This window comes from Paenibacillus favisporus (assembly GCF_040545415.1).
GTDB classification, from domain to species: domain Bacteria; phylum Bacillota; class Bacilli; order Paenibacillales; family Paenibacillaceae; genus Paenibacillus_AQ; species Paenibacillus_AQ favisporus.
This window is the reverse complement of the sequence record NZ_JBEPLV010000002.1, coordinates 859,065-882,393: the sequence shown is the minus strand read 5'-3', so window position 1 is coordinate 882,393 and position 23,329 is coordinate 859,065. Positions and strand designations below refer to the sequence as shown.

Below are 23,329 nucleotides of genomic sequence, written 5' to 3'. Positions count from 1 at the left end.
TGCCCCCTTACAAATGACCACTTCAAAACATCCTGCAGCGTTAACCCGGTCACACCCCCCTTGCGTAATTCCGTCCACCGCCATCATCCCTTCAGCGATCCGATCATGACTCCTTTAACAAAATGCTTCTGGACAAACGGATAAATGATCAGCACCGGCGCGCTGGAGACGACGATGAGCGAATATTTCAGCAAATCCTTCAGCCCCTGCTGCACGAGCAGGCTGTTCACATTGGTCATCATGTCGGAATTTTCCGAGTTCAGGATGAGAATGTTCCGCAGGAAGATTTGCAGAGGGAACATGCTGTTGTCTTTCAGGTAAATGAGTGCATTAAAGTAAGCGTTCCAATGCCCGATGGCATACATCAGGAACAATACCGCAAGGATGGGCTTGGATAACGGCAGTACGACCTGCAGAAAAAATCTCATGTCACTGCACCCGTCCATTTCAGCGGCCTCGGCCAGCTCGTCGGGAAGCGACTGGAAGAACGTCCTGGCGATAATGACCTGAAATACGGCCAGCGCGCCGGGGATGATCATAGCCCATCTCGTATTGACCATACCCAGGGATTTGACGAGCAGATAGTTCGGAATCAGCCCGCCGTCGAAAAACATCGTAAACACGATCACCACCATAATCAGCCCGCGGCCGTAAAACGTTTTGCGTGCCAGCGGATAGGCCAGCATCACCGTGAACGAAACGTTAATGAGCGTACCCACGACCGAATAAAAAAGCGAATTGCCGAATCCGATCAAAATATCGGAATTTTGGAACACCGCCTTGTAGCCGACCAGGCTGAAATTCACGGGCCAGAGCCACACCTTCCCGGACGTCACCGCCGCCGGCGAGCTGAAAGATGCGCTCAGCACATGCAGCAATGGAAATAAAATGACGATCAGCACCAGCGATAAAAACAGATAGACGAGGCCCAGAAACAGCCGGTCCGCTACCGCTTCGCGTATTTTCGTTGATTGCACGCTTTTCGCACCTCCTACCATAAACTGTTGGACGAGATCTTTTTGGCGATGAAATTGACAAGGATCAGCAGCACAAAGTTAATGACCGAGTTGAACAGCCCGATCGCGGCCGAGAAGCTGAAATTGGCGCCCAGCAGGCCGATCTTGTAGACGTAAGTCGAAATGACCTCCGACGTGTTCAGGTTCAGCGGATTTTGCATTAAGTAGATCTTCTCGAAGCCCAGTCCCATGATCTGTCCCAGGTTCAGAATGAGCATAATGACGATGACCGGAACGAGGCTGGGAAGGTCGATATGGACAATTTTCTGAAACCGGGAAGCTCCGTCCACCTTGGCAGCCTCGTATAAATCGGGATTGACCCCGGACAGCGCCGCGATATAAATGATGGCCCCGTAGCCGGTGAACTGCCACACATCCGAGAGGACGTAAATCGTTTTGAAGTACCCCGCCTTGCCCATAAAATCGATCGGCTCCATCCCGAGCGACCTGAAGATGTTGCTGAGGAGCCCGACGTTTGGCGACAAGTTGACGATCAGAATCGAGACGATCACGACCGTTGATATGAAGTAAGGGGCATAGGTAATCATTTGGACCGATTTCTTGAACAGGCCGTTGCGAATTTCGTTCAGCGCCAGCGCCAGAATGATCGGCGCCGGAAATCCGATCGCCATGCCGTACAGCGAAATTTCGAGCGTGTTCTTAAAGTACTGCCAGAAGAACGGGGTATCGAACAGCTGCTTGAAGTACTTCAGCCCGGCCCACGGGCTGCCGAGAATGCCCTGTACGACGTTGTACTCTTTAAATGCGATGATGACGCCGAACATCGGCACGTACTTGAAAATGACGATATAAAGCAGAGGGAGAAAGACGAGCAAATAAAACTGCCAGTGCTTCCTGATTTTCCGGCCGGCCTGTGACCCCGCCCTCTTTCGGCGGGCGGCCAATCCGGGGGGATGCGGCGAAGCCGCCTTGCTGCTAGTTGCTTCCATACCTGCCGACTCTCCTTTGCGCTTGGGTTGCCTTCATGTTATCGGCACGGCACGGATGCGTTCAATATACAACTTTCGCCCGGTCAACTTATTTCCGCAATGCTAATGAATCGGTGTTCCCATAGGAAAAATCTGAAGGGCTAAACCTTTTTCTCCGTGCAACTTTTTTCTTTCCGGCCTGGTCCATACCCACAAAAAATCCCGCAGGGATCTGTCCCGGCGGGATACGGCACCTTGAGGAACCGGCGCAAACGGCCTGTCAGAGAGCGGCTGAATCCCGCTCTGTCCGGGTGATGTGTTCACGGTATTCCCCCGGGGACAGGCCCACGATTTTTTTAAACATCCGACCAAACGAAATGACGTTCACATACCCGACCTCTTCGGCGATTTCCTGGACGGCATGGTCCGTATTCTCCAGCAGCGTCCGCGCGCGGCCGACCCGAAGCTCGATCAGATAGTCCACGAACTTCTGCCCGGTTTCCTCCTTGAACAATTTGCTGAGCGTTTTGGAGGGAAGATCGAACCGTTCACTGAGAAAATCAAGCGACAAATCCGGATTGGCGAATTCCCGCTCCATCGTTTCGCGGACCTTGCGGATCGTATCCGAATGATTCCGGGTGACCTGAATTTGCAGCAGCTGTTCATAACACCGTTCCAGCGTCTTCATGAAGCTCTCTTCCACCTGCTCGAAGGTATCGGACGCGTGCAGCGCCTGCTGCAGGGGGCGGTGCCCGGTCTCCTCCCACAGCTCCTGGTATTCCTTCGTCATTTTGCCCATTTCCCGCCCAATGGAATAGATCAAATAATCCGCCAGGCTGACGATATGGTCGCGGCTCAGCAGATGCTGCCCGATACCTTGAATCAATTGGCCATACTTGTCCTTCCAGTCCGGCTTGCCGAGCCGGAACGATTGGGCGATCGAGTGGACCAGCTGAAAATAGTCGAACATGGCTCCCTGATCCTCTTTGGCCAGCGAATCGTAGAAAATGATCCGGTTGCTGCCGAGAACCATTTTATATTTCAGAGCCTGCTGGGCTTGGGCGTAAGATTCCGGAATTTCCGCCGGGCACCGGGCTGCCGCCCCCGCACCGACCGTAACGGTAAGCTTCAAATGCTCCTGCACCCATCTCCTTGCATGGTCCAGCATATCCGTGACCCGGCCGCGGGGATCGTCCGTCTCCTCGATCTGCACCAGCACTCCGAGCCCGTCGCCGGAAATCCATTCCGTCCACACGATTCCCCCGTGCTCCTGGGCGGTTTCCTGGATGACGCTCTTCAGGGCGAACTTCATCAAGTACTGGTCCTCCTGGGTGAACTGGCTGCAGAACGAAGCAAACTTGTCGATTTCCACGACGCACACGACCTGCGGCATGTCGAGGTCGTTGAGCTGCATCGTGTCCCGCAGGGCTTCCCATTCTTCGGATTTCGGAAGATGCTGCCCTTCGACCAGCTGCTGGAACAAATACGCCTTCTTGACGTGCAGATCCTCGCGGAACTGGCGCTGATAGGTGTTGGACTGCTCCAGCATCTGGTTAATGGCGGACTGCAAAAAGGTAAACTCGTCCTGGCCGCTGCCCTGCATCAGAGCCGCCGCCTTCGTCTGGGATAATTTCTGAACCTGGGTGACGATCCTTTCGATCGGCTTGTAATTTTTCCGTGCGGCATAGACGATCCATAAGCTGCCTGCGGCGATCATAACGATACCAAGGATGAACCAGACGTTATAGAGCTGGCTGGCCACGTCCACCCATTTTCCGTTAATCAGTCCGCTTTGGTAATCCCAGCCGGTCACGGGCGAAATCGCGCTCGACACGATGCTGCGCTCCTGCTCCGATTTACCGTTCGGAAGCACGTCTGCCCCCGATTTGTCGATGATATGGATGTAGCTGACATCCCGGCTGTACATACTTTCGATCAACTGGCTCAGCCCATCCGCCGTTACGTTCACGACCAGGAATCCCTGCCCGGTCTTCAGGAAAGGCGCCTTGAGCGCAAGGCTCACGACCCGCTTCGGCCCTTTGATGCTGAACTCCTCGAAAGGGCGGACACCACTCCAGCCCTCATCCTTCTTCACCTGCTCGATATACGGCTTGATAAAAGGCGCATCCGGATAGTCTTCCAGGCTGGAGCTTGTCGCATTGCTCAGGACAAATCCGTCGCTGGACCGGACGAGATAAATGGAATCCACCAAGGGATAGGCATTTCTGAAGTTATTCATAAACTTGACGATGCGGATGTTCAGGTAATAGTCGTTTTCGGTTCCGCTCTTGTAAAAAGTCGACAAATCCGGATTATTCAGCAGTTCCGTCATCAGCATCTGCTCGATCGTTTTCAGGGAAGAGTCAATGGAGCTCATCGCCTGCAGCATCAGCGTCTCATTGGCTTTTACGGCTTCCTTGCGGCTCTGATCCCCCAGCATTTGAAAGAAAACGAAAAAAATAAACGAAATGACGATTAAAAAAGCCGGCATATATGAAAAAAGCTGGCGGTAAAACCAATTCCGTTTCCCCATCCGTTCTTGCACTCCTTATGTAAGGCTCCTAAAGCTCCTGTCTCCTACTCTAGTAAAACGCTTTCAATTTTGTTCAATTATAGCATCCCGCGGCCCCGAATTCATTAGTTCCAAATGCATAACGTGTAAAAAAACGACCCCACACTATCATTTTAATCCCGCCGATTTTCCAAAATTTCGCTTAGAGCCGCAAGGTTTTACCACATATTTTCCAGTTTATGGCTTTGCCTTGTCCGTCCTCCTCCCGTTATAATGCCTCGTGAAGGAGATGATTTCGATGACAACCAAAAAATGGGCAGTTACCTCGATCCTCGTCGTCCTCTTAGTCATTCAAAGCTTCGCGTGGAAGACTGATCATGCCGAAGCGGCTCCCGTCCTTAAATTAGGGAGCGAGGATCCCAAAGTTTCTGATTTACAGTACCGGCTGCAGGTGCTCGGTCTCTATGACGGTGCGCTTGACGGAAAATACGGCCCCGGCACGGAAGCCAGCGTCAAGGAATTCCAGAGGGAGTACGGCGCCGCTGCGGATGGCACGGTCGGTCCAGCTACATGGAGACAGCTCCGGAAGTACACCTTAAGCAAAAACGATATGGAGATTATGGCGAAAATCATTTACGCTGAAGCCCGCGGCGAGTCCTATAAAGGACAGGTAGCCGTCGGTGCCGTCATCATGAACCGGATTCAGTCGGACGAGTTCCCGGACACGATTCAAGGCGTCGTTTTTCAGAAGAACGCATTCACCGCCGTCAGCGACGGCCAGTACGGCATGAAGCCGAACCGGACCGCCTACCGTGCCGCCATCGACGCCGTGCGCGGATGGGACCCGACCCATAACTCGCTCTACTACTATAACCCGAAAACGGCAACGAACAAGTGGATTTGGACGCGAGCCCGTACCGTAAATATCGGACGTCATGTATTTGCCATTTGATTTCAACGTACATAGGCCCAAGGGATCATGCCCCTGGGCCTTTTTTATTACGGCAGTAACATCGGGAATGCCACCTGCCTTGAATGTCACATCCCGCTCCCCTTAAGCTGCGCTTAACCCGCGGTGCCGGTCTTCATTTCCTCCAGCAGTTGGCCGAACCGGTCGAAATTTTCCTCATTGCCGTTGATGCACATTTGTTTGATCTGCTCAAACTGCTTTTCCTTTTTGAACGTCTGGCGAAAAACAACTTTAGTCCGACCCTTTTCTTCTTCAAACGTCGCGGTAACGCGGAACTGGGGCTCGGAGAGATGTTCCAGAACGACCCGCTCCATAGGGACAATTTCTACAAAAACGCTCTCGTTTGGATAATCCCGGCCATCCGGTCCGTGCATGGTGAATTTCCAGGCTCCGCCCGGCGTGATGTCGATTTCATGGAACGTATTCGTGAACCCGTGAGGCCCCCACCAGCGGGCCAATAAATCCGGGGTCGTCCAGGCCTGATACACAAGGTGCTGCGGTGCGTCGAACGCCCGTGTGGAAATAATTTCGTTCTTACCGATCGTCATGCCGATGTCCTCCTACAGGCTCAATTTTTTAGGCGCCTATTTTTTACCGGTAGGCCCATTATAAAAGGTGACGCCGCGTAAGGTGCAAGCCACTTTTTTAAGCAAACAAAAAACCCGCTCTTGGAGCGGGCTTGAACGAAATACCGAACTAAAATGCTTCGACTTCCTTCATCACCTGTTTTAACACGTCCATCGACGCAAAAAGATCGGTTTCGTATTCCAGGCCGTGATTCACGCCGGGGATCAAGCGCAGCAGCAGATTCGGATTTGCCCGAAGCTGCTGAAATCTCTCCTCGATATAGCAGCTGTCGTTGTCGCCGATGAAGCATAGGCTTCTCTGCTTACTGTGCATCATCGCGTTCCAGACAAAATCTCTGCCCAGCAGGGGAGTAAACCAGATGACCTTGGCCTTTCGGAACAGATCACGCTGCACCTCAAACCCAAGCGCAATCGTTCCAATGGACTTGCCGATCAGAATGTAGTCGTCGTAGGATGCGTTCTGCAGTGCATGGTCGATTACGGCGCCGACATCGGTGCGGATCGCTTCGGCCATCTCATCAAAGCCGAACTCCCGGTAGAACGGATCATTATACTGATAGTTCACCTGCAGCACGTCGTAGTTTTGGTTCAGATAAATCCCCATGGAGTAGTACAAAAGAGGTGCCTGTGCGGTGTACCCCTGTCCCGGAAAAATGATCGCCAAGCCGCTGGAGTTGGATTCTGCTTTAGACAATAAGGTATAAGATATTTTCCTGTCTTTATAGCCCTGCACGCAGTCTGCCATGATCTTCATCCAAAAAACCTCCCTTTTCAGACATATCTAATGAGAGTTCCCTTTTTTCCTGGATCAGCGATTTTCCTTAGATGCAGGTTCGCCTGCCAACCGTCCGACTGCCCTCATGATCGCTTCCCGCAGCTCATCGGTTTTGCCGCTACTAGCCGGATCGATCGATGGACCAAACGGGTTGGTCGGCATCCAGGCCGTGGCAAGAACCATGATGCTGGTCAGAAGAAACGCCGGGGAAAAATCCGTTCCGATGTGCCCGGCCTCCTGTGCTTTCGCCAGCTCCGCAATCTTGCGGTTATGGGCTTCCTTCCTCTGATCCAGCTGCTCCGTCTTCTGCTCCAGCGTAAACCATGTCATCAGCCGCATCAGGTCGGGATTGGCCATCATAAAATCAAAAACCCGCGCGGCATACCCGGGAAGATCTTCCGGTGTAAAGGCAAACTCCTCGTACACTCTCGTCAAATGCATTTCCAGCACGGTCGAGAAGAGCTGCTCTTTATTTTCAAAATAAATATAGATCATGTTCTTGTTGCACTTCGCCATCTTGGCGATCCGGTCCACCCGGGCGCCGGCAATTCCGTAGGCGGAGAACTCGGCCATGGCCGCCTCCAGTATTTTCTCTTTCGTAGCTTCGGCGTTACGCATAGTGGTTCCTCCCGTGTTTTTGCATAGGATTTACTATATCACGATTTTCAAGCCATTGACAAACCGGTTAGTTAGTTATATATTATGAACTAACCAGTTAGTTAGTAAACCTGATCACTGGAAAAATCAATGGAAAGAAGGTCCTTTGAATGACTGTACAAATCTCTGATCGAAAAATCGCACTCGTGACCGGCGGAAGCCGCGGTCTGGGCCGCAATACGATTCTTCAGCTTGCCAAGCGCGGCGTTGATTCGATCTTTACCTATCACACCAATGAAGCCGAAGCGCAGCAAGTCGTCCAGTCCGTCCGGAATCTGGGGCGGGAAGCTGTCGCCCTGCAGCTGAACACGGCAGACACCTCTTCCTTTGACGGTTTCGTCCAGAACGTCCGGCAAGTTTTAGCAGAGCTTGGGGCGAAGCGGTTCGATTACCTGGTTAACAATGCCGGAACCTCGCATCACAACTCCATCGAGCAGACAACCGAAGAAGAACTGGACCAGCTGTACAACGTCCACTTTAAGGGCGTCTTTTTCCTGACGCAAAAGCTGCTTCCCCTCATCAATGATGGCGGGCGCATCGTCAACATCTCCTCGGGGCTGACACGCATGACCATCCCGGGAAGCGCCGCTTATGCCTCGATGAAGGGCGCGGTTGAGGTGCTTACCCGGTACCTGGCCAAGGAGCTGGGCGAACGCCGTATCGCCGTCAATACGGTCGCACCCGGAGCGATCGCGACCGACTTCAGCGGCGGCATGGTGCGTGACAACGCCGAGCTGAATCAGCAGATCGCCGGCATGACGGCGCTTGGACGCGCCGGACTTCCGGATGACATCGGGCCGATGATTGCTTCCCTCCTCTCCGAAGACAACCGCTGGGTGAACGCGCAGCGGATCGAGGTTTCCGGAGGCATGTTAATCTGACGTCCCTGCCCGAAACGAAGAACTGCCTGTCCACATCACGGGGAACAGGCAGTTCTCTTCATATATATAGATGATTACAATGCGACCGCATTGCCGGTTTCCGACGATTTGTAGATGGCCTCGAGAATCTGCGTCACCACAAGCGCCTGCTCCGGCTTAACCAGCGGCTCCCGATCCTCCAGAATGGCATCGATCCACTGCTTCGCCTCCAGTTCGCCGGCGTTCAGCGATTCTCCTTCATAAAAGGCGATGCCGCCCCCTACAGAAGTGCTCGTTTCGACCAGCTGCCCATACCGGGTATGGTTAAACGTCACCGTGCCCTTGTTATCCCAGGCGTCGCCGAACATTTCGGCCCCTCCCTCGGTACCGCACAGGGTGACCTGCGCTTCTTTCGCGTTGATCATGTTCAGCGCCCACGAAGCTTCCAGCGTAATCGTCGCTCCATTTTCCATCTTAATGAAGCCAAAGGCCGAATCCTCCACCTTGAACTCCTCCGGATTCCACGGACCGAACATGTTGCCGTCCATCTTATCCTTCAGCTTATGGAACGCGGACCCGACGACGAGCTTCGGCTTATAATTGTCCATGGTCCACAGGGCCAGATCCAAGGCATGCGTGCCGATGTCGATCAACGGGCCGCCGCCCTGCTTTTCGATATCCATAAACACGCCCCATGTCGGAACGCCGCGTCTGCGGATGGCATGCGCCTTCGCAAAATAAACCTCGCCAAGATCCCCTTGTTCACATGCCGCATACAGCGCACTCGAATCCGAACGGAACCGGTTCTGGTAGCCGATCGTCAGTTTTTTGCCCGTGCGTTTTGCCGCATCCAGCATTTGCTGCGCCTCGGCGGTATTCATCGCCATCGGTTTTTCGCACATGACATGCTTGCCGGCTTCCAGCGCGGCGACTGTAATGACGGCATGCGTGCTGTTCGGGGTAAGCACATGCACCACGTCGATCGACGGGTCCTTGAGCAGCTCCTTGTAATCCGTATATACCTTGGCTTCTTCCGTTCCATACTCCTTGGCCGCAAGCTCCGCGCGATCCAGCTCGATGTCGCAAAATGCCGTCATTTCCGCCTTGTGCCGCTGCTTGGCCAGCGCGGGCAAATGCTTGCCCTTGGCGATCCCGCCGCATCCGATAATGCCGATTTTCAAAGTAGTCATCTGGTTCCCTCCCGGTTGGTTGTCTATCCGAAGTTCTGCCTTACTGTGCCAGCAGCCGCTGGATGTTGTCGAAGCTTTCCTTAACGCTGGCCAGCTCGCCTTTTACGGTCTGATCCTGCTCCACGATAATGTATTGAACCGTTCCGAGCTCTTCCGCTTTTTTCAGAATTGACGGAATGTCCATGACGCCTGCGCCGATCTCGGTGAAATCCTCCTGGTTCGCGGCTGTGAACACCACTTCATCCGTTAAATGCCCAGAAACCTTCTCCAGCAGATTCACCGGATTGGCCGACGGGGCAAGGTCCTTCTGGTGAAGAAGCCCGATCCGGCTGCCGTACTTGTCCATAAAAGCGATCGGATCCACGCCGCCGCGCAGCGCCCAGAACGTGTCGAATTCAATCTGAACCAGCTCCGGATCGGTATGCTCCAGCAGAATGTCCATAATGGTCCGGCCGTCAAACTGCTGGAACTCATGAAAATGGTTATGGAAGTAGAACTGGATACCTGCTTCTTTGGACTTGCGTCCGGACGCATTGAGCCATTTGGCCAATTCCACCGCATCCTCCCGGTCACGGAAAAAGGCGCATGGCATAACGATGCCCTTGCTTCCGATCTCCGCGTTATAGCGGATGACCGCATCCAGATCCAGATTCGGATGATAGGCCACGTGGCTCGTGACCACCTGCAGGCCCAGCTTGTCCATCATGGCCTTCAGCTCCGCCGCCGTGTAGTCGACCTCGAATGTGCCGTCTTCCCGGATGTTATGAAACGCGAACTCGATGTTTTTGTATCCGATATCCGCTATGCTTTGCAGCGTCCCGGCGAAATCTTTAGCCAGCGCTTCCCGTACCGAAAACAGCTGCAGACCGACTGGAATTTGAATCATGTGAAATCACTCCTCTATAAAATTTAGGCTTTGACCGACGATGTGCGCAGGTCCAAATCTTGAACAATCTGCTTATGCTCCTTGTCCAGCTTATACAGCACCAGACAACCGATTTGCAGAATGGTGAGCAGGATCGGTCCCAGGTAGAACAGGACGCGGATCATATCGGTCGCCTGCGGCGTAACCGCATCGGGATCATATCCGGCGAAACCAAGTGCATAAGCGACAACGGAGCCGCCGACGGCAATGCCGAACTTGGTGGCGAAGCTGTAAGCCGAATACAGCATGCCTTCGGACCGGTGGCCGAACTTCCATTCATGGTAATCCACCGTATCGGCGAGCATGGAGAAGTTGGCCGGACTGTTAATGCCGATGCCTATGTTGGCAATAAAGAAAATGACGAGATACAGAAATGGCGGACTGCTCTCCAGGAAAAACAGCAATCCGTACAGCAGCACGGCGCCGGTCAAGGCCAAGATGCTGCCGTTACGCTTACCAAGCTTTCTGAGTACAAACGGGGCGAGTGCGCCTCCGGCAAAGTTGGCGACATTCGCGAGTGTCAGGTACAGCGGGATCATTTCGGGCTGGCCCAGAACGTACTGAACGAAATACACCAGCACGCCGAACACGACGCCGATCCGCAGAAACATGAAGAGGGAGTTCAGGGCGATCATCACCCAAGGCTGATTGCCAAACATATGCTTGGCCGATGTGAGCGTGTTAAACTCTTTGGTTTTCTCGGCGCTCTCCGAGAACCGTTCTTTACATTTGAGAAACACCACATAAAACATCACGACGGCGACGACTGTGAAAATGCCCATCGTAACCGGGAACCCCAAGCGGTCATTCCCGCCGCCGATCCATTTCACCAGCGGGTTGGTGAGCGCCGATACCGCGATAGCCCCAATGGCCATCCCCATGATCCGGAAGCTGCTGAGCTGGTTTTTCTCCTCCGGATCCTTGGTCATCATCGGCATCAGTGCGCCGTAAGGAAGGTTGACACCGGAATACAGGATCCCAAGAATCAGGTAGGTCAAATAGGCGTAGATCAGCTTCCCGCCTTCCGACCAATCCGGCGTAATGAACGTTAAGACGCTGAAGATCGCGAACGGGATCGTCAAAAAGAGAATGAACGGCCGCGCCTTGCCGAACCGGCTGCTGGTCTTGTCGATCATGACCCCGATCACCGGGTCGATCACCGCGTCAAGAATTCTTGTAATCAGAAACAAGGTGCCGATGGCCGTGGCGGCCAGGCCGTACACATTCGTGTAAAAGTAGAGCAGATAGCTTGTCGTCATCCCCCAGACGAAGTTGGACGCCAAATCTCCAAAGCCGTAACTGATTTTTTCGCTTAAGGACAGCTTTCCCGCCGCTTGAGCCATGTCTCATCACCACTTTTTGTGTTTTACAATGCGGTTTCTCGGTTTCCTATCCTGATGAACATGCTTGCTTTTCTTCCCCCGGGTGAATCCGGAAAGTCACCCTTCCTCCGGCAAAATGTAATGCGTTACATTTTAAGGTATGAAAAAGAGATATTGCCCTTGCTGGTTGGTTTTACTAAACGGTACCTTTGATTCGCGCGAATCCGGATCCAGAAATGTAACGCATTACATTTCAGCGGTTTTAAAAAAACGGCTGCTTGGTAACCGTTTCTTTAAGCGATATTGTAAGCGATTTCTTTGAAGAGCGCAACCCCTATTTTTCACCTGTCAGCGGGATCGCTTTGCCGTCGACTCCCGAATGACGATTTCATGGGGCAGCAGGATCGTCTTGTTCTTGCCCGCTTCTCCGCGCAAGCTTTGCAGGAGCGCCTCCATCGCGGCACGGCCGAGATCATACTTGGGCTGGCGTATCGTCGTGATAGGCGGCCGGCTCATCAGCGATTCCACCGTATCGTCGAATCCGACGACAGCGACGTCATCCGGCACCGATTTGCCCAGCGATATCGCCCCGTTGACGCAGCCGATGGCTGTAGCGTCGCTGGAGCAGAAAATGGCGGTCGGATGCTCCGCAGCTTGAAGCCATTCGACGGCAAGGTCGTACCCGTTCTGGTACTCGTAGTCGCTCTCCCTGATCCACTCCTGGCGCACCTCGATCCCCGCCGATTCCAGCGCTCGCCGGTACCCCTGCTCCCGGGCGGCGGAAGAACTCTTCGCGTTTCCCCCTTTAACCATGGCAATTCGCCGGTGACCCAAAGACAGGAGGTGGGACACCGCATCAAAGGCTGCCTGTTCATTATCGACCGAAACGCTGTAAGCGTGCTGCACCTGCTCATATTCCGAGCACTGCACGATGCTGTAATCTTTCGCCAGCTGATCCAGCTCCTCCGCGCTCAAGGTGGAGGCCACGATGATGACGCCGTCGACGATTTTTTTCTTGAGCATCTGCAGCAGCTCTTCTTCCTTATCATGGTCGTCCTCGGAGGCGCAGACCAGCACCTGATATCCGTTCTTCTGAGCTACATCCTGTATGCCCTTATACACGTCCGCCATAATTGGAAAGACGAGGCTCGGAGTCAGCACCATAATGCGGCGCGTCTCCGCTCTTCTTAATTCCCTGCCGAGGGAATTGGGCTCATACTCCAGCGCTTTGATCGTTTCCATCACTTTCTTGCGCGTCGATTCCTTGACGAGGGGACTGTTGTTCAGTACCCGGGACACGGTCGCAACGGACACGCCGGCCGTCTTGGCCACGAACTGTATGGGTCTCATATAATAGGCCGCTCCTTTACACCGTACAATTGGGTTTATCTTTCATTTTATCATAGATTTCAAGGCCAATTCCAATTACATGGTTGGCTGAAGCTCCATATTTTCATAGAGAACGCTGTCCGCGGTATGCCCTTGATCAGCAGACCTGATGCCGAAATCAAACAGCTCGCCTGTGCCCAACTGGCAGATTCAGCCTTTTTCAATACTGCCATGCCATGTATAATGTATGAATACGAAAACATAAGGACGGACTGCTTATGCTGCAATCACTGAATGCCCGACTCAACCGAATCATGCCTTTGATTACGCCGGCCAGCATCGTCATCGGCGTCTTATGCGGAGGTTTGCTGTCTTCGTATACGTTCATGTCTCCCTGGCTGTTTGCTTTTATGACATTTGCCGGAAGCATCAGCTTAAGCTTCAAGGATTTTCTCAGTGTCATGAAAAGGCCGCTTCCGCTCTTTGCCTGCCTGCTGGTTTTGCATGTGATCATGCCGCTGATCGCCCTCGGCACGGGCAAGGTTCTATTCCCGCTCGACGCTTATACGATCACCGGGCTTGTGCTTGCCGCCGTCATCCCAACGGGGGTCAGCAGCTTCGTATGGGTAAGCCTGTACAAGGGCCATATCGCGCTGACATTGTCCATCATCCTGGTCGACACGCTGATCGCGCCTTTCGCCGTTCCCGGCATCCTGTCGCTGCTGATTGGAACGAGCGTTCATATGGACATCCTGCCGATGATCAGCAGCCTGTTCGGCATGATCGTGGTCCCTTCCCTGCTCGGCATGGCCTTGAACGAATGGAGCAAAGGCGCCATCGTTCCGGTCTGGGGACCGCGCCTCAACCCGTTCTCCAAACTGGCCATGGCGCTGGTCATCATGATCAACGGCTCCGTGGTCGCTCCCTATCTGTCCGACATCAGCCCCCGGCTGGTCGGCATCGCTGCGGTTATCGTCTTTTTGGCCGCTGCCGGGTACCTGCTGAGCTTCGCGATCTCCGCCCTGATGGGCTGGAGTGAGCCGGAGCAGGTCGCCCTCGTCTTCAACGGCGGGATGCGCAACATCAGCGCGGGCGCCGTCCTGGCCGTCGCCTATTTTCCCGCACCGGTCGCCGTTCCCGTCGTTCTGGGCATGGTCTTCCAGCAGATGATGGCGTCTCTGGTCGGACTCCTGCTCGGCCGCCGCACGCAGCTGCGCATCCGGCGGGAAGAATCGGGGAAAACGCAAACTCGCGCACTGTAAGCATCCTGTAGGAGAAGCACAACGATCCTGTGCAGTCATTCGACTGTACGGGATTTTTTTCGTTTTGGCAGCGTTACCGCAACTCGGGACAACGAGCGGTATTTCGAACGATTTGCTAAAAGACGCCCACTTCATCCAAGTGAGCGTCCCGCTGTCCTATATCTACATTGGCTAGTCACCAAGTGATATTCCTAGGAACATCTTCTTCTTTCACCTTCGTATAACTCTCTGTGTAAGCGCCTTTGGCCGATACCTTTAAATAAGTTCCCTCCGGAAGCTGTGTGCTTGATGTAAAAATAACCTTTTTCTTCTTACCCTCCGAATTGTAGCCGGTGAGCTCGTACTTATATCGGCCATTATCGTTCTCTGCCGGCTTATCGATCCGGACAAAGACGTCTTCCTGAGGGACCAGCGGATTGAACCGGTCCACGACGTCTCTGGCGGACATGACAAGAAACACCGCCAATATGATGATGATCAGCGCAGCTACCGCCCCGCCTTTTTTCATATCGATCGCTCCTTTACGTTGTTGTTGGACCCTATCAAATGGTTTCAATGCATAGCTGACTTGACCAGCTTTCTGTAATAGCCAATCGTCAATGCACCAAAAGAGAAGTAAATCAAGGCGTACGCCCCCATGGCGATAGCCGATGGCAGCGCAATGCTTGAGAGCACCAGGACGGAAGCAGCCTTCACGGCAAAAATGGAATGCATAAGCCCGATGACAAGAGGAATTGCAAAGACGAACAGCTGCTTCCGGGCCACGCCTCTCATGATATCCTTCACATCAAACCCAAGCTGCCTTAGCGTCACGAAGCTTCTCTTCTCTTCTTCCGCTTCCGCGATTTGTTTGAAGTACAGGATGCTGCCGGTGGAGACCAGAAAGACCAGCCCAAGGAAGCCCGAGATGAAAATGTACAATCCGAACGACTGAAGCGCAGCCCGATACTCCGAATAAAAGTCGGGCTTAAAGTCATCCTTCGCCACGTATTTCGCGTACAGTGCCGAAGCTTTGGCCCGCTGGGCATGGTCCGGGAACCTGTACGTATCGAACGTAACCGTCTCGCCCTTGGTTAATGAGCCCTTCTTCTCCTTAAGCGCATTGACGGTCGAGGCCGAAGTAACGATTTGAGCGCCGTAGACGTTGTAATTCATGGCGAACTTGTCCACGCTTTCCGTCAATCGGAAGACTTGGCTCTTTCCATTGGTCTCCAGCACGATTTGCTTTGGTTCGTTCGGGTCGTCTTGGCTTCCGAGCGCGTTCAGCCGGGCCCGTCCGTCGAACAGCCAGGCTTCGCCTGCTTCGGGAACCGCGATATCCGCACCGGCTGCCTTCAGCTGCTCCGCTGGCAGAAAGAGGAGTCCCTGTGCACGGGATTTCGCCGGATGCGCCGGGTCCCGGATTTCGCCGATTACCCGCAAGGCTTCCACCGGCGTACGAACAAAGGAGATTCCAGCTTTCTGCAAATCTCCACGGAACGAAGCCGATGCCTGTTCATCATTTTCAAACACGACATCGTACGGCAGTGAGATCCGCGTATCGCTCCCGGCCGAATAATAAAGCGAGTAGGTCAAGGCGACCATCGTCAGCGTCATGGCGGACAGCACAGTGATCAGGGTCAGCGAATTGGCGTTTCCCTTCATCCGGTGCATCAGCGGCGCCAGCGACAGACTGTTCGTCAGGCCAAGGTGGCCGCTGCGGCCTTTCCGATACCGGTAAAATAACCAGCCGATCGTGATTCTGAACAGCAGATAGGTCCCCACAATCGTAGCCAGCAGCACCAGCAGCATGTTCAAGAACAGCATTTGGTTGACCATGCGTCCTGACAGAACGTAGCCATAAACAATGAGGGCAATCCCTAGCACGGCTAAAAGGCCCGTCCGAAAGCCGCTCGGCTTCCGGGGATGCTCCGCTTGATTCCGGGCGTGAAACAGCTCGAGCAAGGTGCTGCGGTACACGCTGCGCACCATCTGGATCGAGGTGAGCAGCACGAGTGCGGCAAATACGACGATGGTCTGCACGACCGCAGTCATGGAGAACTTCAGTGCAACCATGCCGTCAAACCCCAGAATTTTCAGCAGGATCAGCAGGAAAATCCGGGATAAGGCGGCTCCGCAGAGGATGCCGAGCAGCAGCGCACCGACGCCAAGCAGCACGTTCTCAGTTATGAGGAAGCGCACCACTCCCTTACGGGTTAAACCGATCAATTGGTACAACCCGATCTCTTTACTGCGGCGTTTCAAGAAAATGCTGTTGGCATAGACCGTAAAGACCGCGACGATGGCGAGCAGCAGAATCCCGGCAACCTTGAAGGCCGTGGCAAAATGAACATCCGTTCCCGACATTCCCGCAATGGACGGGTCATGCTGCAGCGTCGCAAACACGAAATACAAGCTTGTGCTGAAAATGAGCGCAAAGAAATACAGATAATCCTGCTTAACATTTTTACGCATGCTGCGAATGACCAGCTCAAACAACGTCAACCGTGTCACCCCCGAGAACCGCCTGCACATCCATGATATCCTTAAAAAAAGCCTGTCTTGATTTATCTCCGCGGTACAGCTCGGAGTAAATCCGGCCGTCCTTGAGGAACACGACGCGGCTGCAATAGCTTGAAGCTACCGGATCGTGGGTAACCATGACGATCGTGACCTGACGGTCCCGGTTGAGATCCGCAATGGTTTCAAGCAGCGCAGAAGCAGACTTCGAGTCGAGCGCTCCGGTCGGTTCATCGGCAAAGACCATCGCAGGGCGGTGGATCAAAGCGCGGGCGGCCGATGTCCGCTGCTTCTGCCCGCCGGAGATCTCATGCGGGTACTTACCGGCCAGGTCCCGGATGCCGAGAATGCCGGCGATGGCCTGATATTCAGCTTCCGCGTCCTTGAACTTCCGTTTGCCGAGGGAAACCGGCAGCAGGATGTTCTCCTTCACGGTCAGCGTATCGAGCAGGTTGTAATCCTGGAAGATGAACCCCAGCTTGTTGCGGCGAAAAGAAGACAATTCGGCGTCTTTCATGCCGGACACGTCGGCGTCCTCGATGCGTACCGTTCCTTCGGTGGGACGGTCGATGGTCGCCAGAACGTTAAGCAGGGTCGTTTTCCCCGATCCGGACGGCCCCATGATGCCGACGAATTCGCCCTCGCACACGCGTAGGTCGATTCCTTTCAACACTTGCTGAGCACTGCCCTTGCTCCCGTATGACTTGCGCAAATCCTGGGCGTGCAGCATCGTTTTTGGCGAAAAAGTTGTATTCATATTGAACCTCCACTTCAGCTATGGCCTTATTGTACCCGTCCCTTGACCGGGTTGTCGCACGTTTTAGGTGACAAGGAGCGCCCCCAGCATGACAATTTCGTCACATTGAAGCCCCTTCGTTACTTTGCGGCATTGCTTATGCATATCCATTTACGAACAAAAAGGCCGGGTTTATCCCCGGCCGGCCTCCAAACTATTTACCTGTACCTTTCTTTCTGGACCTTCTCATACGCATTAGCTGCCGTAAAAATCAGGCGCATCGCTGTTCCTTTTCCGGGAGCGGATTCCGCCTCAAGGGTCAATCCGATCCGGTCGCCAACGACCCGCGCCAGATATAATCCAAGGCCCGTTGCGGCGTTGTGGAGCCTGCCATTGCCTCCGGTAAAGCCTTTGTCAAAAATCCGGGGCAGATCGTGTGCCGGAATGCCGGGTCCCTCGTCCTTTATGACCAGCACGACGTTGCCGGCTGGCATTCTCTCCGAAGCAATCCAAATGGTGCCCCCCTCCGGGCTGTATTTCACGGCGTTAATCAGGATTTGGCGGATCATAAACCTGCACCACTTGCTGTCGGTGGTTACCTGCGCTTCGTCCCCCTCGAACTCGACAGCCAGGTTTTTGGCCATGCACCACGAGGCCAGTTCACGTACCTCCTTAGCCGCCAGCCGCTGAATCACCGTTTCTTCCGGAACGTAGTCCGATTCCAACGAAGGCAGGCGCGTAATATACAGCTGCCGGTCAACAAGGAGGTGCAGGCGCAGCCATTCAGCTTCAACGGTACGCATGGCCGGATCCCGGGGATGCGCATCGATGGCCAGCTTCATGGCCGTCAGGGGTGCTTTCACTTCATGGATCCATGAAGCCGTCATATCGTTTTGGACGAGCCATGTTTTTTTTAGATCGGAGATTTTTCGTTTATAATGCAGATCCGCCGCACGCAGCACTTCGTCGACGGTCTCGTCCCGGACATATTCAGGCCTGGGCAGCGCCTCCAGCCAATCATCCTGCATATCGCGGGCAAGCGCGTCAAGCTGCGAGGTATATTTCGTTTCTCTCAAGTAGCGCCAAATGAAGAACCCGATAAATGCCAGCAGGAACAGCAGGTTCAAATACACGAACGAGCTTCCCTGTATGGAAATTCCCCGATCCAGGAATATCAGCAGGTCGGTCACTCCCAGCAGCATCACAATGAAAAAAATCCAGCTGAGCATGCTCCGGACATAACGGATAAACACGCCTAAGTCCCGCCTCCTTCCAGCGTTACCGCCATATACCCGATTCCCTTTTTCGTGACGATCGCTCCATCCAGTTCAAGGAGGGCCAGCTTCTGGCGCAGCCGGGTAATATTGGCCGTCAGTGTATTGTCGTTAACGAAATGCTCGTCCTCCCAGAGCTTCCGGATCAGGTCTTGGCGGGTAACGATTTCATCTTTGGCATCGACAAGGACCGTTAGGATGTAAAATTCGTTCTTTGTCAGCTCCGCCTCCCGGCCGTCCCTGCGGATCACCCCGCGTTTCAAATCGAGGAGCGCCCCATTCCACTCGATGACATCCATCGTCTCTTCTCCGTAGGCATAAGTACGGCGCAGAACGGCCTGGATTTTGGCCAGCAGCACGTCCATATGAAACGGCTTCTGGACATAATCGTCCGCTCCCATGTTCATAGCCATCACCATATCCATCGGATGATCCCTGGAAGAAAGAAACAGGATCGGCACCTTGGAGACCGCCCGAATCTCTCTGCACCAGTAAAAGCCGTCATAACGGGGAAGCTGAATGTCAAGAATGACCAGGTGGGGCTGCTGCTTCAAAAAGTCTCCCATGACGTCCTCGAAATCACGGGGACCGGTGACCCGCAGCGACCATTTCTCCAGCCTTTGCCTTAATGCTTCAAATATGGAGGCGTCGTCCTCCACAATAAAAATGTTCATTTCCATACGATCAACACTTCGCATCACAAACCCTTCAGAATTACGTGTAGACCCTACCTTATCATTTCGATCATTGGTGTGTCTTAATATAAACATACAGCCTCTTTTTTGCAACCAGCCGTTTATCAGTCCTTGCCGCATCAAGGAATCAAGGAAGAAGGACAGCAATTTGGCGGGGGTATTTCCTGCGAGAGCAAGAAGACCGCGTCTTTATATCAAAAAAAGAAGCTCACCCTTGACGCGAAGGGTAAGCTTCTTCATGTTACTTGAATTTGATTTTGGTTTTGATTTTGCTCCCGCAGCCGCAAATGATCGTATGCTTCAAATTTTTGATCGGCTGGTGGCACATGGGGCATACACTTGGCTGAAGCATCATGCCGGATCACCCTCCCTTTCATTTGTTCGCACGCCTCGATCCATGCGGCTGCCGCCCTTAAGGGGCAAAAACCGCTGCTGCCGCTTTACGCTTGGACGGTTAAGCCCAAACCTTCGGCAACACGGGTTCCGTAATCCGGATCCGCTTTGTAAAAATGGGAGATCTGGCGCAGCTTAATTTCCTCCAGCTCCACCGGCTTCATCGCTTCCACGATGGTCCGGATGAGGCGGGCCTTCTCTTCTTCGCTCATCAAGCGGTACAGGTCCCCGGCTTGCGTATAGTGATCATCGTGATCGTACGCCGTTTGTGCAGCATAGCCGTCAACCTCGAACGGAGTGATCCGGGCATGCGGATCTTCCTTCGGTCCGTTGAAGCTGTTCGGTTCGTAATAGACCGATCCGCCGCCGTTCGTACCCGAATTCATGTATCCGTCGCGCTGATAGTTGTTGACCGGTACCTTCGGACGGTTGATCGGCAGCTGGTTGTGGTTCGCTCCTACACGGTAACGGTGCGCATCCGCATAGGCGAACAGGCGGCCCTGCAGCATTTTGTCCGGGGACGGTTCAACGCCCGGAACGAGGTTGCCCGGAGAGAACGTGGCCTGCTCCACTTCGGCAAAATAGTTTTCCGGATTCCGGTCGAGCACCATTTTCCCAACCTCGATTAACGGATAATCCTTCTGGGACCACGTCTTCGTCACGTCAAACGGATCGAACCGGTACGTGTTTGCGTCCTCCAGCGGCATGATCTGAACATACAGCGTCCAGGACGGATAGTCCCCTGCTTCGATCGCCTGCTGCAGGTCCTGAATATGGTAGTCGGGATTTTCACCTGCCAGCTTTGCCGCCAGATCCGGATCCAGGTTCTTCACACCTTGGTCTGTTTTAAAATGGTACTTGATCCACACGGCTTCACCCTGCTCGTTGACCCATTTGAATGTATGGCTGCCGAAACCGTGCATATGACGCAGCGTCGCCGGAATGCCGCGGTCGCCCATCAGGTAAGTAACCTGGTGCAGCGATTCAGGAGATAAGGACCAGAAATCCCATACGGCGTTCGGATTTTTCAGGTGCGTTCTCGGATCGCGCTTTTGAGTATGGATAAAGTCCGGGAATTTGATCGCGTCGCGGATGAAAAAGATCGGCGTGTTGTTGCCTACGATATCGTAGTTGCCTTCTTCAGTGTAGAACTTTACAGCAAATCCGCGCGGGTCGCGGACGGTGTCTGCGGAGCCCAGTTCTCCCGCAACGGTCGAAAACCGGATAAAAAGGTCGGTTCGCTTGCCCTTGTCATGAAACAGCTTCGCTTTGGTATATTTAGACATGTCGTTAGTCACTTCGAAATAACCGTGCGCTCCGGCACCTTTCGCATGAACGACACGCTCAGGAACTCTCTCGCGATTAAAGTGGGCTAATTTCTCCAGCAGGTGAACATCTTGAATCAGGGTAGGACCGCGATGTCCGGCCGTAATGGAATTTTGGTTGTCCCCAACCGGGGCTCCCCAGCTCGTTGTCAGTTTATTGGAATCGGAATGATTTGTACTCATTAGCTCTCCACCTTTTTCGTAAAATGATCATCAAAAAACCTCATAAACAAATGATAACACTTATCAATTTAAAGTCAATATTTATTTAGAATAATTATAAATAAGATTTTTAAAACCGTTTGAAGTGTTGGTCCGTCTGTACCACAGAGACAAAGAAAGGAGGGCTGCCCGCTTGGGCTCTCACGCAGAAATGAAAAAGGTTAGCATGGGACAAGCCGGATTAGAAACCGATGTTTATGACGCCATCATGGAGCATCGGGAAACGCTGCTGAACATCGCTTACAGCTATTTGCGCAATCGTCATGATGCCCTGGAGGCGCTGCAGGAAATGACGTGCAGGGCATGGGTCAAACGCTCGACGCTGAAAGACGGCAGAGCGCTGAAGGCTTGGCTCATCCGCATTCTCATTTATGTATGCATCGATGAGCAGCGGCGCAGGAAGCGGGCCGTTCCTACCGTGGATGAGCAGCTTGAGGAGATTAGCCAACCTCATGATGCATTCAAAGCATTCAACCACGATAAGGTCGCCATGGGGCCCCTGCTGGAAAAGGTGAAGCCGAAATACCGCCATGTGCTGATCCTGAAATACTACAACGACCTGACGCTCACGGAAATCGCCGCGGTTCTCGGCAAACCGGAAGGCACAGTCAAAACGTGGCAGCATAAGGGGCTTGGCCAGCTCCGCAAATGGATGAAGAATCGGAGGGATTGGGAATGAACACGAACCCTGAAGAACAAGCCCTGCTTGCCGACGCGGCGCAGCTCCGGCGGGAAAGGATGCAAATCGGCGACCCGGAAGCTACCGAGGCGATCCGGCGCGGGTTCGCGCATAGTCCGGCTTCGCGGAAGCGGCGTTTTCTACCCTATGCCGTCGCTGCAGTGGTGATGGCCGTGCTGCTGGGTGCCGGATGGTGGCAGGGCGGCCCGATCGGCATTCCTGCACCGCATACGGCGAAGGATATGAGTTGGGGCGCATTGGAAAGGTACAGGGCCCTATCCACCAAAGACGTGGACCATGTGACACTCGAATCCGCAGTACGCAACAATTACATCCAAATCGTCAACAAGTCGGTTTCCTCCGGTCCTTACCGAATTACCCTGGACGCCGTCACGGCTGATGAAAACAAGATCATGCTGTTGTACACCGCCACAGCAGAGTCCGGTCAGGAGATCTACAAGGTAAACAGCGCAAAAGTGACCGACTCAAATTCCGGCAAGCTCCTGAATTCCAAATTTCAGATCGGCAACGGCGACGGTCGCAGCTGGTCCGGTCAAAGCACGGTGATGCTTGACCGCAGCCAGCCTTTTCCGAGCCGCATCGAGGTCGACTTTCAGGTGGCCTCCGTAAATCCCGGAAAACTGGGCGACCCGAAAACCGGGACGGTCGCTGCGGATTTCCGTTATTCCGACCGTATGAAAATTGACGTTGATTTAGAACCAAAATTTGAAAAGACGCCGACCTTTGTTATGCAGCCCGATCGTTCTATCAGCATCGATGGCCATAAGATTGTTCTCTCCAAGGTGGAAATGTCTCCGTTGTTGACGCGCGCCACCTTCGCAATCGATAACGGCAGCGAATTGGATTTCAAAACCAAGCAATCCATCTGGGATAAACTCCGTTACATGACCATCGTCTCCACTAACAGAAATGGAAGGGCTGTGCAGCTGAATCCGGTTGCCGGAAACGGGACCGACGAGGGCTTCGAGCAAATATTCAGCAGCAGCATGCTCGACAAGCCCCGCTCGCTTGTGCTGAAGATGTACATCGATTCGGACACAGGTGCCCCCAAACCGCTAAAGGATCTGCCCGTCGTTGAACTGAAAATCAAATGATGGTTGTAATGAAAAGCTAAAAAACCGCGAATATATCGCGGTTTTTAGTCTGCTGCC

The 23,329-nt window shown here is 53.7% G+C and carries 21 protein-coding genes; 5 read left to right on the top strand and 16 right to left on the bottom strand.

The annotated features are described in order from the left end of the window. Positions 1-83: 83 nt before the first annotated feature. The 3 genes from ABID47_RS12000 to ABID47_RS11990 all read right to left on the bottom strand — a co-directional run bounded on the left by ABID47_RS12000 (position 84) and on the right by ABID47_RS11990 (position 4,478). The gene (locus ABID47_RS12000; RefSeq protein ID WP_435530609.1) at positions 84-998 is read right to left on the bottom strand and encodes a carbohydrate ABC transporter permease; all 915 of its coding nucleotides are present in this window, start codon (positions 996-998) and stop codon (positions 84-86) included. Further along, positions 992-1,966, bottom strand: coding sequence for an ABC transporter permease (locus ABID47_RS11995; protein ID WP_084203793.1), 975 nt, complete (start codon positions 1,964-1,966; stop codon positions 992-994). Before ABID47_RS11995 ends, ABID47_RS12000 begins: the two co-directional genes overlap by 7 nt. A 259-nt stretch (positions 1,967-2,225) precedes the next feature. Next, positions 2,226-4,478: a helix-turn-helix domain-containing protein gene (locus ABID47_RS11990; RefSeq protein WP_354496922.1), complete on the bottom strand. Its 2,253-nt coding sequence runs from the start codon at positions 4,476-4,478 to the stop codon at positions 2,226-2,228. Positions 4,479-4,755: 277 nt separating this feature from the next. Here ABID47_RS11990 and ABID47_RS11985 point away from each other — a divergent pair, with 277 nt between their 5' ends. Beyond that, a complete protein-coding gene (locus ABID47_RS11985; RefSeq protein ID WP_435530608.1) occupies positions 4,756-5,409 on the top strand; it encodes a cell wall hydrolase in 654 nt (217 codons plus the stop codon). Between the two features lie 113 nt (positions 5,410-5,522). Here the strand turns inward: ABID47_RS11985 and ABID47_RS11980 are convergent, their stop codons facing one another. The 3 genes from ABID47_RS11980 to ABID47_RS11970 form a co-directional block, all read right to left on the bottom strand. Continuing rightward, on the bottom strand, positions 5,523-5,975 hold the full coding sequence (locus ABID47_RS11980) for an SRPBCC family protein (protein ID WP_354496918.1): 453 nt from the start codon (positions 5,973-5,975) through the stop codon (positions 5,523-5,525). A gap of 148 nt (positions 5,976-6,123) precedes the next feature. Next, entirely contained in the window at positions 6,124-6,768 is a 645-nt protein-coding gene (locus ABID47_RS11975; RefSeq protein ID WP_354496916.1) for an alpha/beta fold hydrolase, read from the bottom strand. A 54-nt stretch (positions 6,769-6,822) separates the two neighbouring features. Continuing rightward, complete coding sequence (locus tag ABID47_RS11970) at positions 6,823-7,407, bottom strand: TetR family transcriptional regulator (RefSeq protein WP_076168866.1); 585 nt, start codon at positions 7,405-7,407, stop codon at positions 6,823-6,825. Between the two features lie 149 nt (positions 7,408-7,556). On the opposite strand from ABID47_RS11970, the gene ABID47_RS11965 reads away from it, so the two are divergent. After that, the gene (locus ABID47_RS11965; protein ID WP_354496914.1) at positions 7,557-8,327 is read left to right on the top strand and encodes an SDR family NAD(P)-dependent oxidoreductase; all 771 of its coding nucleotides are present in this window, start codon (positions 7,557-7,559) and stop codon (positions 8,325-8,327) included. A 74-nt stretch (positions 8,328-8,401) separates the two neighbouring features. Here the strand turns inward: ABID47_RS11965 and ABID47_RS11960 are convergent, their stop codons facing one another. The 4 genes from ABID47_RS11960 to ABID47_RS11945 all read right to left on the bottom strand — a co-directional run bounded on the left by ABID47_RS11960 (position 8,402) and on the right by ABID47_RS11945 (position 13,093). Next, positions 8,402-9,496, bottom strand: coding sequence for a Gfo/Idh/MocA family protein (locus ABID47_RS11960; protein ID WP_354496912.1), 1,095 nt, complete (start codon positions 9,494-9,496; stop codon positions 8,402-8,404). A gap of 40 nt (positions 9,497-9,536) precedes the next feature. Beyond that, complete coding sequence (locus ABID47_RS11955; protein ID WP_354496910.1) at positions 9,537-10,382, bottom strand: sugar phosphate isomerase/epimerase family protein; 846 nt, start codon at positions 10,380-10,382, stop codon at positions 9,537-9,539. Positions 10,383-10,405: 23 nt separating this feature from the next. Then, entirely contained in the window at positions 10,406-11,764 is a 1,359-nt protein-coding gene (locus ABID47_RS11950) for an MFS transporter (RefSeq protein WP_354496908.1), read from the bottom strand. 327 nt (positions 11,765-12,091) lie between these two features. Further along, positions 12,092-13,093, bottom strand: a complete 1,002-nt coding sequence (locus ABID47_RS11945) for a LacI family DNA-binding transcriptional regulator (RefSeq protein WP_354496906.1) — start codon at positions 13,091-13,093, stop codon at positions 12,092-12,094. A 257-nt stretch (positions 13,094-13,350) separates the two neighbouring features. Here ABID47_RS11945 and ABID47_RS11940 point away from each other — a divergent pair, with 257 nt between their 5' ends. Continuing rightward, positions 13,351-14,334 (top strand): bile acid:sodium symporter family protein, encoded by a 984-nt coding sequence (locus ABID47_RS11940; RefSeq protein WP_354496904.1) that lies wholly within the window; start codon positions 13,351-13,353, stop codon positions 14,332-14,334. 175 nt (positions 14,335-14,509) lie between these two features. On the opposite strand, the gene ABID47_RS11935 is transcribed toward ABID47_RS11940, so the two are convergent. The 6 genes from ABID47_RS11935 to katA form a co-directional block, all read right to left on the bottom strand. Further along, positions 14,510-14,842: a YxeA family protein gene (locus ABID47_RS11935; protein WP_116231475.1), complete on the bottom strand. Its 333-nt coding sequence runs from the start codon at positions 14,840-14,842 to the stop codon at positions 14,510-14,512. A gap of 44 nt (positions 14,843-14,886) precedes the next feature. Further along, entirely contained in the window at positions 14,887-16,827 is a 1,941-nt protein-coding gene (locus ABID47_RS11930; protein ID WP_354496902.1) for an ABC transporter permease, read from the bottom strand. Beyond that, positions 16,805-17,590 carry an ABC transporter ATP-binding protein gene (locus tag ABID47_RS11925; RefSeq protein ID WP_251674152.1) on the bottom strand — a complete coding sequence of 262 codons (786 nt, stop codon included), beginning with the start codon at positions 17,588-17,590 and terminating at the stop codon, positions 16,805-16,807. The genes ABID47_RS11930 and ABID47_RS11925 overlap by 23 nt, the downstream gene beginning before the upstream one ends. 197 nt (positions 17,591-17,787) lie before the next feature. Continuing rightward, the gene (locus ABID47_RS11920; protein WP_354496899.1) at positions 17,788-18,822 is read right to left on the bottom strand and encodes a sensor histidine kinase; all 1,035 of its coding nucleotides are present in this window, start codon (positions 18,820-18,822) and stop codon (positions 17,788-17,790) included. A gap of 2 nt (positions 18,823-18,824) precedes the next feature. Next, entirely contained in the window at positions 18,825-19,523 is a 699-nt protein-coding gene (locus ABID47_RS11915) for a response regulator transcription factor (RefSeq protein WP_354496897.1), read from the bottom strand. A 455-nt stretch (positions 19,524-19,978) separates the two neighbouring features. Beyond that, positions 19,979-21,439, bottom strand: coding sequence for a catalase KatA (gene katA, locus ABID47_RS11910; RefSeq protein ID WP_116231479.1), 1,461 nt, complete (start codon positions 21,437-21,439; stop codon positions 19,979-19,981). Between the two features lie 172 nt (positions 21,440-21,611). On the opposite strand from katA, the gene ABID47_RS11905 reads away from it, so the two are divergent. Next, the gene (locus ABID47_RS11905; protein ID WP_354496895.1) at positions 21,612-22,157 is read left to right on the top strand and encodes a sigma-70 family RNA polymerase sigma factor; all 546 of its coding nucleotides are present in this window, start codon (positions 21,612-21,614) and stop codon (positions 22,155-22,157) included. Continuing rightward, a complete protein-coding gene (locus tag ABID47_RS11900) occupies positions 22,154-23,272 on the top strand; it encodes a DUF4179 domain-containing protein (RefSeq protein WP_354496893.1) in 1,119 nt (372 codons plus the stop codon). Before ABID47_RS11905 ends, ABID47_RS11900 begins: the two co-directional genes overlap by 4 nt. Positions 23,273-23,329 lie beyond the last annotated feature (57 nt).